Consider the following 18,128-nt stretch of genomic DNA (forward strand, 5'->3'; position numbering starts at 1 on the left):
GTCTACCCAGGAGAACCAATGCTCGCCAGCAGTTACAACCCCCTTCTTGTCCTTCTTTCGCTTCTGGTGGCCATCCTCGCGTCTTACACGGCGCTGGACATGGCCGGGCGCGTGGTCACGGCACAGGGCCGCGCGGCTGCCTGGTGGCTGGCGGGCGGCGCATCGGCCATGGGGCTGGGCATCTGGTCGATGCACTTTGTCGGCATGCTGGCGTTCAGCCTGCCGATTCCGCTTGGCTATGACGTCTCCATCACGCTGGCTTCACTCGCCATTGCCATTGCGGCGTCTGCGTTTGCGTTGTGGCTGGTCAGCCGAAGCGAGCTGCCGTGGCCGCGTTTGGTGGGTGGCGCGCTACTGATGGGCACCGGCGTTGCGGGCATGCATTACACCGGCATGGCGGCGTTGCGGATGCTGCCGGGCATCGAGTACGACCCCGCCATGTTCGCACTGTCGGTCGTGATTGCCGTGCTGGCTTCGGGCGCGGCGCTGTGGATTGCGTTCCGGCTGCGGCGCCAGTCGCACCGTGTGCGGGCCCTGCGGGCCGGTGCCGCGGTGGTGATGGGCGTGGCCATCGTAGGCATGCATTACACGGGGATGGCGGCAGCCGCCTTTCCCTACGCCAGCGTGTGCGGCGCGGCCCATACCGGCGTGAGCACCGAATGGCTGGCGCTGGTCATCATCATCGTGACGCTGGCGGTGCTGGCCATTGCGCTGATCATTTCCGTGCTCGATATGCGGATGGAGGCGCGCACGGCCTTGCTCGCCAATTCGCTGGCCGCCGCCAACAAGGAGCTCGCCTATCTGGCACTGCACGACAACCTGACCAAGCTCTCCAACCGCGTGCTGCTGGAAGACCGCCTGAGCCAGACCATCCGCACGGCCGATCGCGAGAAGCGCCGCTTTGCGCTGATGTTCATGGACCTGGATGGCTTCAAGGCGATCAACGACGTCTATGGCCATCACGTGGGTGATCTGCTGCTGATCGAGGTCGCGCAGCGCATCGTTTCGCGTGTGCGCCAGCAGGACACGGTGGCGCGCGTGGGTGGTGACGAATTCGTCGTGCTTGCCCACGTGGACGACCCGCAAGACGCCGGGACCCTCGCCGATGCCCTGCTGGAAGCGGTGCGCGAGCCGTTCATGGCGGGCGGGCACGAGTTGCGTGTCTCCACCAGCATCGGCATCGCGGTCTACCCCGGTGATGGCGGCAACCAGCACGATCTGCTCACCAATTCCGACGCGGCCATGTACCACGCCAAGGGTTTGGGGCGGAACGCCTACTGCTTCTTCGAGGCGTCGATGAACGCCAACGTGCACAAGCAACTGCAACTGGTACAGGACCTGCGCTCGGCGATCGAGCGCAACGAGCTTGTGCTGCACTACCAGCCGAAATTTCATGCGCCGGATGGCCCCATTGCGGGCGTGGAGGCGCTGGTGCGCTGGCAGCATCCGGTGCGCGGTCTCGTGCCCGCCAACGAGTTCATTCCGCTGGCCGAGAAGACCGGCCTGATCGTGCCGATGGGCAACTGGGTACTCAACGAAGCTTGCCGCCAGATGGCGCAGTGGCATCGTGAGGGGCGCACCGGCTGGACGGTCGCCGTCAATCTTTCGGCGCTCCAGTTCGGTCACACCGCCCTGATCGACACCGTGCGCGAGACGCTGGCGCGCCATGCGCTCGATCCGCACAGCCTGGTGCTGGAGATCACGGAATCCACGGCCATGCGCGATGCGGATGCCAGCCTGTTGATCCTCCAGCAGCTCGACGCGATGGGCGTGCGCATCTCGATTGACGATTTCGGTACCGGCTATTCGAGCCTGCTGTATCTGAAACGTTTGCCGGCCAGCGAACTGAAGATCGATCGCGGCTTCGTGCGCGATCTGGCGCACGACACGGAAGACGCAGCCATCGTCTCGGCCATCGTGGCGCTGGGGCAGACGCTGAATCTGCGCATCGTCGCAGAGGGCGTGGAGACCGCCGAGCAGCAGGCGTTTCTTACGCGGCTCGGCTGCCACTCGCTGCAGGGCTATCTGCTGGGCCGCCCGATGACGGCGGAATCGCTGAGCGCCGCGGCAACGTAGGGCGTCAGGACATTAGGGCGATCCGACTTCGGCGTTCAGGGCCGCCAGCTGGGCGGGCGTGCCGACGTTTTCCCAGCGGCCATTGAAGCGCTCGCCGGTGGCGCGGCCTTCGGCGATGGCCCGGTGGTACAGCGGCGTCATCGCCAGCCGCGTGCCGGGCGCGATGCCGGCAAACAGGCGCGTGTCGTACAGGCCGATGTTGCCGAAGGTGAGTCGCGCGGCACCGTCGGGGCGGAGTACCCCGGCGTCGTCCAGTACGAAATCGCCGTGAGGGTGGTAGGGCGGGTTGGGCACCATCACCAGGTGCATGCCCGGCGTGTGTTGTGCGGCCATTGCCGGGGCGCGCTCGCGCAGCACGGCGTAGTCGTAGTCACAGAACACATCGCCACTGATGGCAATGAACATGCTGTGGCCATCGCCCACATGCAGCAGCGGCAGGGCTTTGACGATGCCGCCCGCCGTTTCCAACGCTTCGCCTTCCGCCGAATACGCGAGGCGCACGCCCCAGGCGCTGCCGTCGCCGAGCGCGGCTTCGATCTGCATGCCGAGCCAGGCGTGGTTGATGACGATGTCGCGCACACCGGCCGCAGCCAGGCGTTCGATCTGCCAGACGATCAGCGGTTTGCCGCCTACCGCCAGCAGCGGCTTGGGCGTGTGGTCGGTCAGTGGGCGCATGCGGTCGCCGCGGCCAGCAGCAAAAATCATGGCTTTCATTGCGGGTTCAGGCCATTACCTTCATGAAAATCAGCAGAACGGCCATGCCGCCGACGATGGTCCACATCGCGCTCTTGGTCACCCGTGCGATGACGATGGCGACGAGGCCGGCAAGCAGGCGCGGGTTGTCGACCGAGACTGCCAGCGCACCATCGCGCATCAGCAGGTCGGGCGCAATCAGTGCGGTCAGCATCGCGGCCGGCACGTAGGGCAGGGCACTGCGGAACCACATCGGCAGGTTCATGCGCCCCTCGAGCGCGATGAACGACAGGCGGATGAGGTAGGTGGCCGCGCCGGAAATCAGCAGCACGCCGAAGAGGATCAGCGCCTTCATGCCGTTGCGCCCTCCTTCTTCACATTGGCGAGCCGTTCAACCAGCGCGCCGACGGCGATGCCCACGCACGCCGCGCTCATCAGACCCAACTTGTGCGGCCAGCCCGTCCACGCCACGGCCAGTGCAGCGCCAGTCAGCGCGGCGGCCAGTTGCGCGCGCGTGCGCAGCGCCGGCACCACGATGGCGATGAACGTGAGCGGCAGGAAGAAATCGAGCGGCCACGTGGTCGGCACCTGCGCGCCCAGCACCACGCCGACGAGGGTCGACGCTTGCCAGCTCGTCCACAGCGCCACGCCGGCGCCAAGGAAGTACCAGTGGCGATAGGTCGTTTCTTCAGACCCCGCGCGCGCATTGACGACGCGCCGGTTCATGGCTGCAAAGGCTTCGTCTGTCAGCAGATAGGCGATCAGCCATTTCCAGCGGCGCGGCAGGTGCGCCAACGATGGGGCAATGCTGGCGGAGTACAGCGCATGCCGCAGGTTGACCATCGACACCGTCGCCGCAATCACCAGCGCGGGCGCGCCACCGGCCCACAGCTGCACGAGGATCATCTGCGAGGCGCCACCGAAAACGATCGCGCTCATCGCCACGGCAAGCCACGCAGGCATGCCGGCCGATGTGGCCAGCACGCCGTAGATCAGGCCGAACGGCACCACGCCGAGCAGCATGGGTGCGAGCGCCAGCATACCGGCGCGGAATTCGGCGGCGCGCGAGGATGCCATCAGAACGTGTAGCCGACCTGCTGGGCGCGATCCTCAAGCTGATCGAGCAGACGTGCGAGCGGTGCCAGCGCGTTGTAGCGGCTGCACACGCGGCGCAGGTACGCGATGAAGCGCGGGGTGTCTTCCACGTAGCCGGTCTTGCCGTCGCGGTAGCACAGGCGCGCGAAGATGCCGGCCACCTTCAGGTGGCGCTGTGCGCCCATCCATTCGAGCGCCCGGTAGAACTCGCCGAAGTCTTCATCGACCGGCAGGCCGGCTTTGCGCGCGGCTTCCCAGTAGCGCACGGCCCAGTCGAGTTCCTCTTCTTCTTCCCACGACAGGAAGGCGTCGCGCAGGAGCGAGGCGGCGTCGTAGGTGATCGGGCCGTAGACGGCGTCCTGGAAGTCCAGCACGCCCGGCTGCGACGGGTCGGCCGCGTTGATCATCAGGTTGCGCGGCATGTAGTCGCGATGCACGTACACGCGCGGCTGGGCCAGGGCGCTGTCGACCAGCAGCTTGAACACCTTGTCGAGCGATTCGCGCTGAGCGGCGTCGAGCGGGCGCTGCAGGTGGCGGTCGATGTACCAATCCGGGAACAGCGACAGCTCGCGGCGCAGCAGCGCCTCGTCGTACGGCGGTAGCTCGCCCTCGCGCGAGGCCAGTTGCCAGCGCACCAGGGTCTGGATGGCCGGGCGGAACAGCGTGTTGGCGTAGGCGAGGTCGAAATCGTGCTCACGCAGCGATTGCAGGTAGGTCTGCGGGCCCAGGTCAGTCAGCAGCAGGAAGCCTTGCGCGAGATCCTGCTCCAGCACCTGCGGTGCGTGCACGCCGGCACCGTTCAGCAGGCCGGCCACGTGGACGAACGGGCGGCAATCTTCCTGCGGCGGCGGGGCGTCCATGACGATCAGCGTGCCGGGGTGGTCACTGACGGCGCCGTCCAGGCGGAAATAGCGGCGGAAGCTGGCATCGGCCGAAGCGGGCTGCAGCGTGTCGATGCGCAGGCTGTGGGCGGCGGGCAAAGTGCTGAGCCAGTCGCGCAGTTGGCTGAGGCGTGCGTCGGTTGCGCCGGTGGCGGCGCCAGGGGTCGAAGCCATGCTGAGGGAACGCTGGAAAGGAGCTGGAAAGAAGCCCCGTATAATACCCGACCGAGTTTCGCCGCGAGCGCGCGCCGGCCCTGTCCAGGCCGCGTCTGGCGGCGGGATTGCCCCGCAGTACTGACTGATTTGTGCCCGTGCGTGCCGTTGTGCGCGCGGCCCCGTTCCCGATCTGCATGACCGAACCGAACCGAGCCAGGAAAAACAGGCAGCGCGCTGCTGTTACCGCGCCCGATCAGTGGACCGCCGACTGGGCCACCATCAGGCGTGGCACGCTGGCATTGCGCCCGCTGGTGTTCGCGGTGGCCGGTGTCTGGACGGCGACGTCCGCGGCGCAGACTGCGGATACCACGCAATCGACGACGCCCGCCGCAACACCGGCCTCGTCCGTGACCGCGCTGGCCACGTCCGGCCCTACCACGCCCGGCGGCAGCCCGCTGGTGCCCAAGATGGCCGAGCCCGTCCAGCGGCCCGACAACACCGTCCCCACTTTTACCGCGGCCGACAAGATGGACGGTCGCACCAACGAAGACATCCACCTGCGCGGCAACGGCGAGTTGCGCCGCAACGGTTCGGTGCTCAAGGGCGACACGCTCGACTACAACCAGGACACCGACGTTGCCACCGCGACGGGCAACGTGCGGTTGTTCAAGGGTGGCACGCTCGTCACCGGCCCGGACGCCAAGCTCAAGGTCACCGCCAACGAAGGCACCATGAGCACGCCGGCCTACGAGTTCCACACGACCGGCGGCCGCGGTACGGCAGACCGTATCGACTTCATCGACAAGGACAACAGCCGCATCACGCGCGGCACGTACACGACGTGCTCGCCCGACAACGTCGACTGGTACTTCAGCGCGAGCCGCATCGATATCGACAGCGATCGCCAGGTCGGCAGCGGCCGCAACGGCGTGCTGCACTTCTTCGGCGTGCCGGTGTTTGCCACGCCGGTGATGGATTTTCCGCTCAATGACGATCGCCGCAGCGGCTTTCTCCCGCCGGTGTTCGGCTACAACAGTCGCAGCGGGGCGGATGTCACGCTGCCGTATTACTTCAACATCGCGCCCAACCGCGACCTGACGCTGTATCCGCGCCTGCTGACCACGCGCGGCTTGCAACTGGGTGCCGAATACCGCTATCTCGATACCGCGTACAACGGGGTCCTGCGTGGCGAATTCCTGCCCGATGACCGCGAGGCCGGCCGCAACCGGTGGTCGATTTCGGCGGTGCATACGCAACGCCTGGCACCGGGCCTGACTGCTTTCCTGAACTACAACAAGGTCTCCGACAATACCTACCCGGACGATCTGGGGCGCAGCATTGTCACGGCGACACAGCGCCAGTACATGCAGTCGGGTGGTGTCACGTATGCCATCGGTGACTGGGTCGCCATGGCGCAGGTGCAGAAATTCCAGACGCTCTCGACCGCTACCACGCCCCTCTCACCTCCGTACGAGCGCGTGCCGCAGTTGAACCTGTCGTACACGAAGTACGACCTCAACGGGTTTGATCTCAGTTTCCAGACTGATTACACGCGCTTCTCAATCCCGACAGCCAATACCGTCCAGGGCGAGCGCCTGTTCATGCAGCCGACGATCAGCTACCCGATCGTCCGCCCCGGCTGGTACGTCACGCCGAAGTTCATCCTGAACACCACGGCGTATCGCCTGGACCGCCCGGCCGGCGACACGCAGAATTCGCAGATCAACCGCACGCTTCCGACCTTCTCGCTCGATTCGGGCATGACGTTCGAGCGCGATGCGCCCGCTGTCTCCAAGCTGTTTGGTGTGAGCTACATCCAAACGCTGGAGCCGCGCCTGTTCTACGTGTACACGCCGTACCGCGATCAGTCGCAGATCCCGTTGTTCGACACCGCGCAGTCGGACTACAACCTCGGCCAGATCTTCACCGAGAACCCGTATACCGGCTACGACCGCATCGCGGATAACAACAAGCTGACGGCGGGTGTCACCACCCGCTTCATCGAGGCGGAATCGGGCATTGAACGCCTGCGTGCCACGATCGCGCAGCGTATCGATTTCGAAGGCCAGCGCGTGACGCTGGCGGGCGCCGCGCCCACGTCGGTGCGCCGCTATTCGGACCTGCTGGGCGCGACCACGATCCAGATGTTCCGCGGCATCTTTTTCGATACGAACCTTCAGTACAATCAGGACATCGATCGCATCATGCGCTCGACCGTGGCGTTCAGCTGGAAGCCGGAAGCGAACAAGGTGATCAACCTCGGCTACCGCTATTACCGGCAAGACACCAACACCGGCCAGTTGCCGCTGGAGCAGGCGGATATCTCGGCGCAGTGGCCGATCACGCGGCGCTTGTACGGTTTGGGCCGCATCGGTTACGACCTGGATGCGAAGAAGCCGTCCGACATGCTGCTCGGCCTCGAATATGTGGCGGACTGCTGGGTTGGCCGCCTGGCGGTGCAGCGTTACAGCAACGCGATTTCGGGCTACACGACGCACATCTTTGCCCAGATCGAATTCAAGGGCCTGTCGAAGGTGGGGAACAATCCGATCGACGTGATTCGCCTGAACGTGCCCGGCTACCAGCCGGTGACCGCGCAGCCGATTACGCCGTCCGTGCTGGATCAATATGAATAACGACATCATGGCTTTCCAATCGACCGCTTTTGCCACGCGTGTGGCACCTCTGCGCCGTCTACGCGTTGCGACTGGCGTGCTGGTTGCGCTCATGGCGGGCGCGGTTCTATCGCCCGCCGTTCACGCACAGCAGGCGCAACCGGCGCAAAAGAAGGGTGCGCCGTTGCGCGGTATCTTCTCCGGCCCCAATGCGTCACCCAGCCAGCCGCTGCTGCAGGGCACGCTGCCGGGTCCGACGGCCGCAGGCGCGCCGCGCAGCCAACTCGTCGACGAGGTGGTGGCCGTGGTCAACACGGATGTCATCACCCGCCGCGAACTGCTCAACCGTGCCGATCTCGTCGAGAAGACCTTCCGCGCACAGAACCGTCCGCTGCCCCCGCGTGCGGACCTGCTCGGTGAAGTGCTCGAGCAGTTGATCCTGGAACGTGTGCAGGCGCAGACGGCCAAGGAAAGCGGTATTCGCGTGTCCGACGCCGATGTGGATCGGGCCGTGGAAAGCGTGGCCCAGCGCAACAACCTGTCGGTGGCCCAGCTCAAGGGCAAGCTGACGGAGGCCGGCATGGCCTACAACAAGTACCGCGACGATTTGCGTCAGGAGATTCTGCTGGCGCGCCTGCGCGAGCGCGAAGTCGACTCCAAGGTGCAGGTCTACGACGGCGAGATCGACAACTATCTGGCGCAGCAAGGCGGTGGCGCAGCCGCTGCGGGTGAGCAGCAATACAACGTTGCGCAGATCCTGGTGCCGGTGCCCGAAGGTGCGACCGATGCCGAAAAGGCGGCCGCGCGCAGCAAGGCTGAAAGCCTGCTCAAGCAGGCCCAGGGCGGTGCGGATTTCGCCAAGTTGGCACGGGACAATTCCGGCGCGCAGGATGCGTCGCAGGGCGGCGAGCTGGGTCTGCGTCCGATTGGCCGCCTGCCCGCCGTATTTGCGAACGCGGTGCTCGACATGAAGGCCGGTCAGGTGGCCAGCCAGGTGATCGAGAGCCCCGCCGGTTATCACGTGATCAAGCTGCTTGAGAAGCGCGCGCCGAGCACGGCCATTGCCGCCAAGGTACAGCAGACGCAGGTGCGCCACATCCTGATCAAGACCGGCCCGACCATGTCGCCTGACGACGCGCGCCGCCAGCTGGCGGGCCTGCGTGATCGCATCGTCCATGGATACGACTTTGGCGACGCGGCACGCCGATACTCGCAGGATGGTTCGGCCAGCGCTGGCGGCGAGCTGGGCTGGGTGTCGCCGGGCCAGCTCGTGCCGGAGTTCGAGCATGCGATGGACGAACTCAAGCCGGGCGATGTTTCGCAGCCGGTGCAGAGCCAGTTTGGCGTGCACCTGATTCAGGTGGAAGGCCGCCGCGAGGCCGAAGTGCCGGTGGACCGCCAGCGCGATTACGCACGCTCTAAGATTCGCGAGCAGAAGGTGCAGGCCGCGTACGAAGACTGGCTGCGTGAGATGCGCGACTCTGCGCACGTGGAATACCGCGTGAACCGTCAGGAGTAAGCGACGGCGTTACGCATCGCTGACGGCCGCCTGCGGGCGGCCGTGGCGTTTCTGGACCAACCTGACACTGTTGTAGGAAAGCGGCGCATGCTGAACATTGCGATCACCACCGGCGAACCCGCCGGCATCGGCCCCGACATTACCGTGGCAGCGCTGCTCCATCTGGCGCGGCAGGCGCCGTCGCGCTATGCCGATGTGCAGTGGCATGTGATCGGCGATGCGGCCTTGCTACAGGCGCGCGCGGATGCCATCGGACAGGGGGAGTTCTGGCGCGTTGCCTCGACGGCGCTCACGCTCGTGGAGCGTCCGCTCGGCGCGCCGGTGCGCGCCGGTGTGCTCGATGCCGCCAACGGGCGCTACGTGCTGGACCTGCTCGACGCAGCCATCGACGGCTGCGTGCAGGGCGCTGCGGACGGCGTGCGCTATGACGCCATGGTGACGGCACCCGTGCAGAAGAGCACCATCAACGACGCGGGTGTGCCGTTCACGGGCCATACCGAATACCTGGCCGAGCGCAGCCGCACGCCGCGCGTGGTGATGATGCTGGCCGGCCCGCAACCGGCGCACAACAACGCGATGCTGCGCGTGGCCCTGGCGACGACGCATCTGCCGCTGCGCGAGGTGGCGGACGCCATCACGCCGGCCGTGCTGGATGAAACGCTCGACATCGTGCAGCGCGATCTGCGCGCCCGCTTCGGACTGAACGCGCCGCGCATCCTCGTGACGGGGCTGAACCCGCATGCCGGCGAATCGGGCCACCTCGGCCGCGAAGAAATCGAGGTGATCGAGCCCGCCATCGCCCGCGCGCTGGACCGAGGCATCCATGTCCGTGGCCCGTATCCGGCCGACACGCTGTTTCAGCCGCGTCTGCTGGCCGATGCCGACTGCGTGCTGGCGATGTATCACGACCAGGGCCTGGCGCCGCTCAAGTACGGCACCTTCGGCCACGGCGTGAACATCACGCTGGGCCTGCCGTTCGTGCGCACATCGGTCGATCACGGGACTGCGCTGAATCTGGCAGGCACGGGCCGCGCCGAGTTCGGCAGCATGATCGAGGCGATCGACACCGCCATCGCCATGGCTCGCCACGCAGCACGTTCCTGAATTTTTGACCTTTCTGATCTCGAGTACCGCGATGGCACGATCCACGACCGGCGTTCACCAGGGGCACCAGGCCCGCAAGCGCTTCGGCCAGAACTTTCTGGTCGATGACGGCGTGATCCACGCCATCGTTGCCGCCATTGACCCGCAGCCCGACGACGTGCTCGTCGAAATCGGCCCGGGCCTGGGCGCGCTTACCGTACCGCTGATGGAGCGCGTGCGCACGCTGCAGGTGGTCGAGCTGGACCGCGACCTCGTGGCGCGCCTGCAGAAGCGTTTCGGCGATCGGCTGATCGTGCATGCGGGCGATGCGCTGGCGTTCGATTTCGGTTCGCTGCACGAGGCAGGCCGGCCGCTGCGTATCGTCGGCAACCTGCCGTACAACATTTCGAGCCCGCTCTTGTTTCACCTGGCGGCGTTTGCCGACCGTGTGCGCGACCAGCACTTCATGCTGCAGAAAGAGGTCGTCGACCGCATGGTGGCGGCACCCGGGAGCAAGGCGTTCAGCCGACTGTCGGTGATGCTGCAGGTGCGGTACTACATGGAGCAAGTGCTGGATGTGCCGCCGGGCTCATTCAACCCGCCGCCCAAGGTGGATTCAGCGGTGGTGCGGATGATTCCGTGGCCCGCCGACAAGTCGCCGTATGCGCCGGTCGACATGCGTGCACTGGGCACGGTGGTGACGATGGCGTTCTCGCAGCGGCGCAAGGTGCTGCGCAACACGCTGGGCGCGCTGCGCGATGTGATCGATTTCGAGGCGCTGGGCTTCGATCTGGGCCGCCGTGCGGAAGAAGTGCCGGTCGAGGACTTCGTGGCGGTGGCGAATGCGCTGCCGGCGGATCGTGTCACCACGGGCATCGTCGGCAGCGCGTCAGACCTCAGCGAAGATTGACGAGCAGGATGCCCGACAGCACGAGCGCCGCGGCCAGCGCAAACCGCAGGCCCACCGGCTCGTGCAACAGCAGTACGCCAAACGCCACGCCAAACAGCGGCGTCAGGAACGAGAATACCGACAGCCGCGACGCCAGGTAGCGGCGCAGCAGCCAGAACCACGTCAGATAGCTGGCAAACGCGATCAGCACGGACTGGTAGGCGAGGCTGGCCATCGCCGTCGGCGTCAGATTGGCCGTGGCGATCTGGCCGGTGCCGGCGGCCATCAGCATCAGCAGCGCGGCAGAGACGACCAGTTGATACAGCAGCGTCTTGGCTGCCGGCGCTTCCGAGAGCTTGGTTGCCCGCACGACGATGGTCGTTGCGCCCCACAGCGCGCCGGCCACCACGCCCAGCGCATCGCCCAACGTCGTTGACGGGCCGGCTGCCGGGTGCAGGATGCCATCGGCAAACGCCAGCACGATCCCCGCAAATGCAATGCCGATGCCGATCCATTGGCGTGGACGCAGATGTTCGCCGGAGACGAAAAAGTGCAGGCCCAGCGCCGTGAAGATCGGCGCGGTGTAGAGAAACACCGCCATGCGCGACGCCGTGGTGTAGCCCAGGCCGATGAAGATGCACAGGAACTCCACGCCGAACAGGACGCCCGCCACCACGCCGCCGGGTAACGTACCGTCGCGCACCGACAGACCCGTGCGGCGCCACAGCGCAAACGCAAGCACGAGCACCGACGCAATCGCCGAACGCACGCCGGCCTGCATGACAGGCCCGACGTCGTGCGCGGCGACCTTGATGGCGACCTGCTGAAAGCCCCAGCACATGCACAACACCACCATCAGGCCGATGGCGGTGCCGTCCAACGGGCGACGGAGCGCCTCAGTGGCGGTTGCCATCGGGCATCGAGCGTGCCTGGATCAGCTCGATCTTGTAGCCGTCCGGATCTTCCACAAACGCAATGATGGTGCTGCCGCCCTTGACGGGGCCGGCTTCGCGCGTGACCTTGCCGCCCGCATTGCGGATCTGGTCGCAGGCCTGCGCGGCGTTGTCCACCTCGATGGCGAGATGGCCGAAGGCGGTGCCGAGTTCGTATTCGCTCACGCCGTAGTTGTAGGTCAGCTCGATGACCGTGTTACCGGCTTCCGGGCCATAGCCGACGAAGGCCAGCGAGTACTTGTATTCCGGGTTGTCGCTCGTGCGCAGCAACTGCATGCCGAGCACCTTGGTGTAGAAGTCGATCGAGCGCTGCATGTCGCCGACGCGCAGCATGGTGTGGAGCATTCGCATGGGAGTTCCTTCCTGGGGGACTGCGGGGAAGGCGATATTGTAGGAGCGGATGCCAGAACGTGCAGGAGCGGATTCAGAATCGGATGACGGCGCTGGCCCAGGTCATCGCGCGAGGCTGGTCGCCGAGCAGCGGATCGTTTTTTCCCCGGATGGCGTGGCTGAGGTTCAAGGTGGCGCGCTTGCCGGCCGTGTAGCTCACGCCAGCGCCATAGCCGTCCAGCGTGACCCGGTTGGCGCCGTTGCGCACGAACTTCTGCACCGCTGCCTGGGCGCGGTCGTAGAACGCTTGCACCGTCAAGCCTTTGACGACGGGCACGGCCACGTTGAGCGTGGCGGAAGTCACGTAACCGCTGTCTGCGCTCGCCGTGTCGTTGCTGTAGGCACGCACGGCGCCAGGGCCGCCGAGCACCATCTTTTCCGAACCGTCGAGATTGCGGGAGGCCTGCTGCGTGTTGATCGACAGATCGAGATACGTACCGCGCTGCAACCCCTGGCTGAGTTTTGCGAAGGTCGTCATCTTGTAATAGGCGCCCCGCGTCTGCGCGCCATTCCAGTCATCGGTATTGCGCAAGCGTCCGGCGCTGGTACCGATCTGGTATTGCAGAACGTTGGGCTGGCCGGCCAACTGGCCCTGCCGGTCTCCGGAGAGCTGCAGGTTCAGCACATGGGCCGACCGCTGATTGGGCAGATCGAAGAGCGAATCCGACATGCGCTTGGCATCCAGATTCGCACTGACATCCAGGTTGCTCGACCGGCCGCGCACGAGGGGATAACTCCCATACAGGCTGAACACCGTCGCATCGCCCTCACCGAGATCGCGGTACAGCCCGCCCAGTGTGTAGTCGACACGCGAGAGGGCGACCCCGGCGCGGGCGCCCTGCACACCAACGGGTCTGTCGTACGACACGCGCCCGATGAGCGTGCGTCCGCCATCGCTGTCGTGATTGAACTGGAGGAAGTCCGGGGCGCCGTACAGCACCGCCTGGAGCCGGTCACCCAATCCGAGTGGGCTGTTGACGTTGATCTGTGCACCCACCCGGTTGCGCCCGCTGACGCGCGAACCTGCATTGTCCAGTACGAAGGCGCCCTCCACGCGCGGGCCGGCATCGGCTTCCACGGACAGCACCGTGCCACCGGCGGTTTGCCCAGGGGAGAGCACGGGCGTCAACGTGCCGACACCAGGCAGTTCGGACAGGCGGGTTAGCTGGTCCTGGGCGGTTTGCACATCGCCGGTCTGGCTGACACCGCGTGCCAGATAGCGTTGCAACACGCGATCCCGCACCAGTGAGCGGTTGGCCTTGATTCGCATCGCCTCGACATGGCCACGCAGCACGCGCAAATGCACGACGCCGTCGGCAAGGTCGGGCTGCTCTTGCGGCACGTAGGCGTACGAGATGCTTTCGCCGTTGTCCAGCAGTACGCCCGTGATCTGAACGGCCACGTCGCGCACATCCGTGAGCGACATCTCCCGGTCGCGATAGGGGGCGACGAGGGCATCGATACGCGGCTTCAGGCGCTCAGGCACGTTGTCGACTTCGATGCGCGCGACATGCATGCGATCCGCATCGGCAGCGGCGGACGCAGTAGCGGGTGGCTGCGCGCTTTCGATGGCGGGTGCATCGCCGACGTGCCGATCGATAGGCGCATTCAGGATGGGGTTGCTCTGCAGCAGCGAGCCGCTGGACGGCGTGCCGACAGACTGGCTTGGCACGCCCTGCGCGCCGGCAGGCGCGCACGAAAGCACCCCCGAAGCGAGCAGCCCCAGCGACAGGAAAGAGGAACGGGTCTTCATGGCAAACAAGAGGTGAAAAACCCGGCGGTTGCCGGGTTTTCCGCGCCAGCCCGTGTTGATCCGGATTGGCGCATGGCGTTGCGTCAGACGTTACCGGCGAGGCAGGCCGATGACTTGGCCGTACACAACGTCAGGTTTGGCGCCAGCGAACACCAGGCTGGTGGGGGCGAGCTTGTAGGTCAGATCCCCAAAGACCTGCAAGCCGAACCAGTTATCCACGTTGCCGGCGGTCTCCAGCGTGAGGTTTCCCGTTTCGCCACGGCCTGCGATGGTGATGCCCTGGGCGCCACGCAGATAGGTATCGCCATAGGTGGTCAGTGCGCCCACCATGAGTTGGCCATTGTGCGCGGTGATGTTTGTCGTGTTGCTAAACAGCCGGCCAGACAGGAGCACGTTATCGAAGCCGTCGATCGTGGTGTTGCCGCGCACGTCCAGCAACGGGGCGTTGTAGCTTCCGTTCGTGGCGATGACATTGGTACCGAGGACGTTCAGGTCACGTCCGATGGTGGTCTGCCCCGTGAAGGTGATCGTGTCACCCCAGATCGACAGGTTGCCGGGGGTAAAGATGTCGCCGAAGCGGAGTTCGCCGGTTTCTGCGAAGGCCTGAATGTTAAGGGCCTGCGTGCTATCAACGGTACCGCCTGTGCGGGCCGCGATTTCAAGATCGCCGACGATCTGGTTCGACTGGGTCCCGCCGCGCGAGCGCAGGAAATTGACCTTCTGGCCTGCCGACGCCACCGCACCACCCATCACGCGCAGGTTGGTGAAATTGATGTTGCTACCCGTGTGCGCGCCTAGATTGCCGCCAGCGAAAAGCGAACCGGAACTGTTGATGTCGCCGCCGTTGCCGATGCTCTCCAACCAGACATTGCCGCGCGTGGGCGCACACGTAAGGCATGCGCGCTGCGTGAGGTTCAGCTTGGCGGCCTCGATCACGCCGGTGTTGTTGACGGCCGTGCGGGCCAGTGCATCCCGCGCCCACGCGGCCAGCGTGATGTCACCGTCGCGCGTGGTGAGAATGCCGCGGTTGACCACCAGCGCTTCCAGGCTCGCCTTGTCCAGGCCCACTTGCAGGTGGGAATCGGCAAACGTCAGGTAGATGGCGTCGCCGGCAGCAAGCGCCACGTCGCCATTGAAGGAGGTGATCCGGCCGCCGTTGGTGACGTTCTTCGCACCGATCAGGGCCACCGATTCGTTGGCGATGACGAAGCCGTTGTTGGTCACATCGCCTTGTCCGCCGCCGGTAAAGCGCAGCCGGTCAGCCTTGAAATCCTCGTCACTGATGTTGAGCGACGAGGCGACCAGGCTGCCCACGTTGACCCGGGCGCCGTTGCCGATCAGCACACCGTTCGGGTTCACGATGAACACGCGTCCATTGGCGTTGAGCGTGCCAAGAATGGTGGTCGGGTCGGCGGAGTTGATGCGGTTCAGAACGGCCGCGGAGGCGTTCTTCTGTGCGAAGGTCAGCGTGTCGTTGGCGCCGACGTTCATGCTGTCCCAGTTGACGATGAGCTTGTTGCTCGTTTGTGTGACGGTGGTGGTATTGCCGTTGCGGCTGATGCTGCCGGTGCCGTCGGTGATGGTACCGGTGCCGACCGCGTGTGTGGCTTGCGCGCTTGCCATCAGCAGGGCAGCCAGCGCAATGGAGCGAACTGGAGTGGGCGTTTGTGTCATGTCGTTCATCCGAGTTGATGGACGAAAGACCATACAAACAACCCGCCGCCGAAAGAATCAGACAAGCCCCAAGGCCGCCTCCGTAGTCAAACGGATGACGGCAATGCGGGTGTTCGGCTAGAACGCCGGCAAATATTCCGGCGGATGGGAACGCAGTTGCTCGCGCGCTTCGCGGAACTCGGGGAAGATCGACTCCACCGTGTCCCAGAACCGCGGGCTGTGGTTCATTTCCTTGAGATGCGCCAGCTCGTGCGCGACCACGTAGTCGATCAGGCTCAGCGGGAAATGCACGAGACGCCAGTTCAGGCGGATCTTGCCGTCGGCAGTGCAGCTTCCCCAGCGTGTGGCGGCGGAGGACAGCGCGTACGCGCTGTGCCGCACGCCCAGGCGTTCGGCATACACCTCGAGCCGCTCACCGAACAGGCGCCGCGCCTGCGTCTGCAGCCAGCCCTGTACGCGGTCCTTGATCTGCTGCTCGGTGGTGGTGGGCGGCAGGCCCAGGTGCAGCACGCTTGTGTCGGCATCGAACATCAGCGCGCCGATGGGCGATTCCAGCTTGAGCGTGATCGTCTTGCCGAGGAACGGCAGTGCGGCGCCGTCCTGCCATTCCATGGGCGGCAGCATGCGTCGCGCGGCATTTGTGCGCCATTCTGCCAGCTTGGCGAAGATCCACTTCTGCTTTTCGGCAATGGCGTGCTCGATCTCGGCGAGCGTGACCCAGCGTGGTGCCGTGATGGACAAACCGCGGTCATCGATGACAAAGCCGATGGTGCGGCGCGACGAACGCTTGAGGTTGTAGACCAGCGCCCGCTCGCCCAGCGTCAGGCGGCGCTGGTTGGGACCCAGCGGCGCGGTGGACGGATCCGGTGCGGGCGGTGCGAGGAGGGGCGTGTCCGGCTGCGGTTCAACTTCGGGCGCGAGCAGCGGCAGCTCGAGCTGGACGCTGTCGGCGGTGGTGGGCGAAGTCGGTGGGCGCAGCAGTTTCATGCGGGCTCGCGGTAGCTGTCGGCGTCGATTCTACGCATTTCTGCTTCGATCCACGCTTGGACTTCGCGGTTGAGCTGGTCGCTGGTCTTGCCGGCGGTCGAGATGGCCGGGCCGACCGACAGTGTGATCATGCCTGGATACTTCAGGAACGAGTTGCGCGGCCACACTCGCCCCGAGTTGTGCGCGATGGGGATGACCCAGGCGCCGGTATCGACGGCAAAGCGTGCACCGCCGCTCTTGTAGCGCGGCTTCGGATCGCCCGAGCGTGTGCGCGTGCCTTCCGGAAACATGATGACCCACGCGCCTTCGGCCAGGCGCTCCTTGCCCTGGCGTGCTACCGAGGCGAACGCGTTGGCGCCGTCCTTGCGGTTGATGTGCACCATCTTGAGCATGCCCAGCGCCCAGCCGAAGAACGGCACATACAGCAGCTCGCGCTTGAACACGTAGCACAGCGGGCGCGGCATGGTGGCCACGAAGGCCATGGTCTCCCACGCCGATTGGTGCTTGGAGAGCAGCACCACCTGCTTGTTGGTGGCGACGGCTTCTTCGATGTGCTCCCAGCCCTGGTATTGCCAGCGGATGCCGAGCAGCCAGCGCGCCATCCAGATGGCGGACTTGGTCCAGCCCGACACCATCCAGAAGCGGCGGGCCGGGTTCATGAACGGAAACACGATGAAGCAGGCCACCGCATAGATCGGCGTCCAGACAATCAGGAAAACGAGATACAGCAGCGAACGGATGAAAGTCATGGGGGCGAATTCAAGGGGCGCGCGAGGGCATGCCCTGGGACGCGGGGGACAGCAGCGCACGCGCAAACGCGCGCAGGTCCTCGTGAATCTGGGTGCCGGGTGGCAGGTTGCCGGCATCGCGGGTCTTGATGCCCTTGCCGGTCAGCACGAGATGCGGCACCGCACCGACTTCCGCGCCGGCCTGCAGGTCGCGCAGCGAATCGCCGACCACCGGCACGCCGGTCAGGTCAACGTCGAAGCGGCGGGCGATCTCGCGCAACATGCCGGATTTCGGCTTGCGGCACTCGCAGGCGTCGGCGGCGGTGTGCGGGCAGAAGAAGACCGCATCGACGCGCCCGCCGTAGGTGGCGAGCGCCTTGTACATCTTCTCGTGCATCGCGTTGAGCGCAGCGGCCTCGAACAGGCCGCGCCCGATGCCGGACTGGTTGGTGGCCACCACCACCTGGTAGCCGGCCTGGTTCAACTCGGCGATGGCTTCCAGGCTGCCGTCGAGGGCGATCCACTCGTCGGGCGATTTGATGAACTGGTCGCTGTCGTGGTTGATGACGCCGTCGCGGTCGAGGATCACCAGCTTGGGGACGTGGGGCATAGCAGACTCCGGACGACGCTCAGGGT

Annotated in this window: 16 protein-coding genes; 5 read left to right on the forward strand and 11 right to left on the reverse strand. The window is 65.7% G+C overall.

What is annotated here, in order from left to right:
• Positions 1 to 18: 18 nt before the first annotated feature.
• Positions 19 to 2,076 (forward strand): putative bifunctional diguanylate cyclase/phosphodiesterase, encoded by a 2,058-nt coding sequence (locus NG900_RS03555; RefSeq protein WP_252676740.1) that lies wholly within the window; start codon positions 19 to 21, stop codon positions 2,074 to 2,076.
• A gap of 12 nt (positions 2,077 to 2,088) precedes the next feature.
• Here the strand turns inward: NG900_RS03555 and murU are convergent, their stop codons facing one another.
• From murU to NG900_RS03575, 4 genes are read right to left on the reverse strand one after another with little or no spacing between them, the layout of a single operon-like run.
• Positions 2,089 to 2,790 carry an N-acetylmuramate alpha-1-phosphate uridylyltransferase MurU gene (gene murU, locus NG900_RS03560; RefSeq protein ID WP_252676742.1) on the reverse strand — a complete coding sequence of 234 codons (702 nt, stop codon included), beginning with the start codon at positions 2,788 to 2,790 and terminating at the stop codon, positions 2,089 to 2,091.
• A gap of 7 nt (positions 2,791 to 2,797) precedes the next feature.
• Positions 2,798 to 3,124, reverse strand: coding sequence for an AzlD domain-containing protein (locus tag NG900_RS03565; protein WP_252676743.1), 327 nt, complete (start codon positions 3,122 to 3,124; stop codon positions 2,798 to 2,800).
• Positions 3,121 to 3,846 (reverse strand): AzlC family ABC transporter permease, encoded by a 726-nt coding sequence (locus NG900_RS03570; RefSeq protein ID WP_252676744.1) that lies wholly within the window; start codon positions 3,844 to 3,846, stop codon positions 3,121 to 3,123. The genes NG900_RS03565 and NG900_RS03570 overlap by 4 nt, the downstream gene beginning before the upstream one ends.
• On the reverse strand, positions 3,846 to 4,919 hold the full coding sequence (locus NG900_RS03575) for an aminoglycoside phosphotransferase family protein (protein ID WP_252676745.1): 1,074 nt from the start codon (positions 4,917 to 4,919) through the stop codon (positions 3,846 to 3,848). Before NG900_RS03575 ends, NG900_RS03570 begins: the two co-directional genes overlap by 1 nt.
• 176 nt (positions 4,920 to 5,095) lie before the next feature.
• Between NG900_RS03575 and NG900_RS03580 the strand changes: the two genes are divergently transcribed.
• The 4 genes from NG900_RS03580 (at position 5,096) to rsmA (ending at position 11,028) form a co-directional block, all read left to right on the forward strand.
• Entirely contained in the window at positions 5,096 to 7,537 is a 2,442-nt protein-coding gene (locus tag NG900_RS03580) for an LPS-assembly protein LptD (protein WP_252676746.1), read from the forward strand.
• Between the two features lie 7 nt (positions 7,538 to 7,544).
• Positions 7,545 to 9,035 (forward strand): peptidylprolyl isomerase, encoded by a 1,491-nt coding sequence (locus NG900_RS03585; protein ID WP_252676923.1) that lies wholly within the window; start codon positions 7,545 to 7,547, stop codon positions 9,033 to 9,035.
• Positions 9,036 to 9,122: 87 nt separating this feature from the next.
• Positions 9,123 to 10,139: a 4-hydroxythreonine-4-phosphate dehydrogenase PdxA gene (gene pdxA, locus NG900_RS03590; protein WP_252676748.1), complete on the forward strand. Its 1,017-nt coding sequence runs from the start codon at positions 9,123 to 9,125 to the stop codon at positions 10,137 to 10,139.
• 31 nt (positions 10,140 to 10,170) lie between these two features.
• A complete protein-coding gene (gene rsmA / locus NG900_RS03595) occupies positions 10,171 to 11,028 on the forward strand; it encodes a 16S rRNA (adenine(1518)-N(6)/adenine(1519)-N(6))-dimethyltransferase RsmA (RefSeq protein WP_252676750.1) in 858 nt (285 codons plus the stop codon).
• Here rsmA and NG900_RS03600 read toward each other — a convergent pair.
• From NG900_RS03600 to gmhB, 7 genes are all read right to left on the reverse strand, one after another.
• Positions 11,015 to 11,920: a DMT family transporter gene (locus NG900_RS03600; RefSeq protein WP_252676753.1), complete on the reverse strand. Its 906-nt coding sequence runs from the start codon at positions 11,918 to 11,920 to the stop codon at positions 11,015 to 11,017. The genes rsmA and NG900_RS03600 overlap by 14 nt on opposite strands.
• Positions 11,904 to 12,311, reverse strand: a complete 408-nt coding sequence (gene gloA, locus NG900_RS03605; protein ID WP_252676755.1) for a lactoylglutathione lyase — start codon at positions 12,309 to 12,311, stop codon at positions 11,904 to 11,906. Before gloA ends, NG900_RS03600 begins: the two co-directional genes overlap by 17 nt.
• A 73-nt stretch (positions 12,312 to 12,384) precedes the next feature.
• On the reverse strand, positions 12,385 to 14,103 hold the full coding sequence (locus NG900_RS03610; RefSeq protein ID WP_252676757.1) for a ShlB/FhaC/HecB family hemolysin secretion/activation protein: 1,719 nt from the start codon (positions 14,101 to 14,103) through the stop codon (positions 12,385 to 12,387).
• 90 nt (positions 14,104 to 14,193) lie between these two features.
• Positions 14,194 to 15,777 (reverse strand): two-partner secretion domain-containing protein, encoded by a 1,584-nt coding sequence (locus NG900_RS03615; RefSeq protein ID WP_252676758.1) that lies wholly within the window; start codon positions 15,775 to 15,777, stop codon positions 14,194 to 14,196.
• 117 nt (positions 15,778 to 15,894) lie between these two features.
• Positions 15,895 to 16,764 carry a M48 family metallopeptidase gene (locus NG900_RS03620; RefSeq protein WP_252676760.1) on the reverse strand — a complete coding sequence of 290 codons (870 nt, stop codon included), beginning with the start codon at positions 16,762 to 16,764 and terminating at the stop codon, positions 15,895 to 15,897.
• Entirely contained in the window at positions 16,761 to 17,513 is a 753-nt protein-coding gene (locus NG900_RS03625) for a lysophospholipid acyltransferase family protein (protein WP_252676762.1), read from the reverse strand. Before NG900_RS03625 ends, NG900_RS03620 begins: the two co-directional genes overlap by 4 nt.
• Positions 17,514 to 17,523: 10 nt before the next feature.
• Complete coding sequence (gene gmhB, locus NG900_RS03630) at positions 17,524 to 18,102, reverse strand: D-glycero-beta-D-manno-heptose 1,7-bisphosphate 7-phosphatase (protein ID WP_252676764.1); 579 nt, start codon at positions 18,100 to 18,102, stop codon at positions 17,524 to 17,526.
• Positions 18,103 to 18,128 lie beyond the last annotated feature (26 nt).

This window comes from Ralstonia soli (assembly GCF_023955655.1).
Taxonomy (GTDB): domain Bacteria; phylum Pseudomonadota; class Gammaproteobacteria; order Burkholderiales; family Burkholderiaceae; genus Ralstonia; species Ralstonia soli.

Bases quoted from the DNA above. Each gene is read 5' to 3' on its own strand.
- NG900_RS03555 (WP_252676740.1), top strand. From the start codon at position 19: ATGCTCGCCAGCAGTTACAACCCCCTTCTTGTCCTTCTTTCGCTTCTG.
- murU (WP_252676742.1), bottom strand. From the start codon at position 2,790: ATGAAAGCCATGATTTTTGCTGCTGGCCGCGGCGACCGCATGCGCCCA.
- NG900_RS03565 (WP_252676743.1), bottom strand. From the start codon at position 3,124: ATGAAGGCGCTGATCCTCTTCGGCGTGCTGCTGATTTCCGGCGCGGCC.
- NG900_RS03570 (WP_252676744.1), bottom strand. From the start codon at position 3,846: ATGGCATCCTCGCGCGCCGCCGAATTCCGCGCCGGTATGCTGGCGCTC.
- NG900_RS03575 (WP_252676745.1), bottom strand. From the start codon at position 4,919: ATGGCTTCGACCCCTGGCGCCGCCACCGGCGCAACCGACGCACGCCTC.
- NG900_RS03580 (WP_252676746.1), top strand. From the start codon at position 5,096: ATGACCGAACCGAACCGAGCCAGGAAAAACAGGCAGCGCGCTGCTGTT.
- NG900_RS03585 (WP_252676923.1), top strand. From the start codon at position 7,545: ATGGCTTTCCAATCGACCGCTTTTGCCACGCGTGTGGCACCTCTGCGC.
- pdxA (WP_252676748.1), top strand. From the start codon at position 9,123: ATGCTGAACATTGCGATCACCACCGGCGAACCCGCCGGCATCGGCCCC.
- rsmA (WP_252676750.1), top strand. From the start codon at position 10,171: ATGGCACGATCCACGACCGGCGTTCACCAGGGGCACCAGGCCCGCAAG.
- NG900_RS03600 (WP_252676753.1), bottom strand. From the start codon at position 11,920: ATGGCAACCGCCACTGAGGCGCTCCGTCGCCCGTTGGACGGCACCGCC.
- gloA (WP_252676755.1), bottom strand. From the start codon at position 12,311: ATGCGAATGCTCCACACCATGCTGCGCGTCGGCGACATGCAGCGCTCG.
- NG900_RS03610 (WP_252676757.1), bottom strand. From the start codon at position 14,103: ATGAAGACCCGTTCCTCTTTCCTGTCGCTGGGGCTGCTCGCTTCGGGG.
- NG900_RS03615 (WP_252676758.1), bottom strand. From the start codon at position 15,777: ATGACACAAACGCCCACTCCAGTTCGCTCCATTGCGCTGGCTGCCCTG.
- NG900_RS03620 (WP_252676760.1), bottom strand. From the start codon at position 16,764: ATGAAACTGCTGCGCCCACCGACTTCGCCCACCACCGCCGACAGCGTC.
- NG900_RS03625 (WP_252676762.1), bottom strand. From the start codon at position 17,513: ATGACTTTCATCCGTTCGCTGCTGTATCTCGTTTTCCTGATTGTCTGG.
- gmhB (WP_252676764.1), bottom strand. From the start codon at position 18,102: ATGCCCCACGTCCCCAAGCTGGTGATCCTCGACCGCGACGGCGTCATC.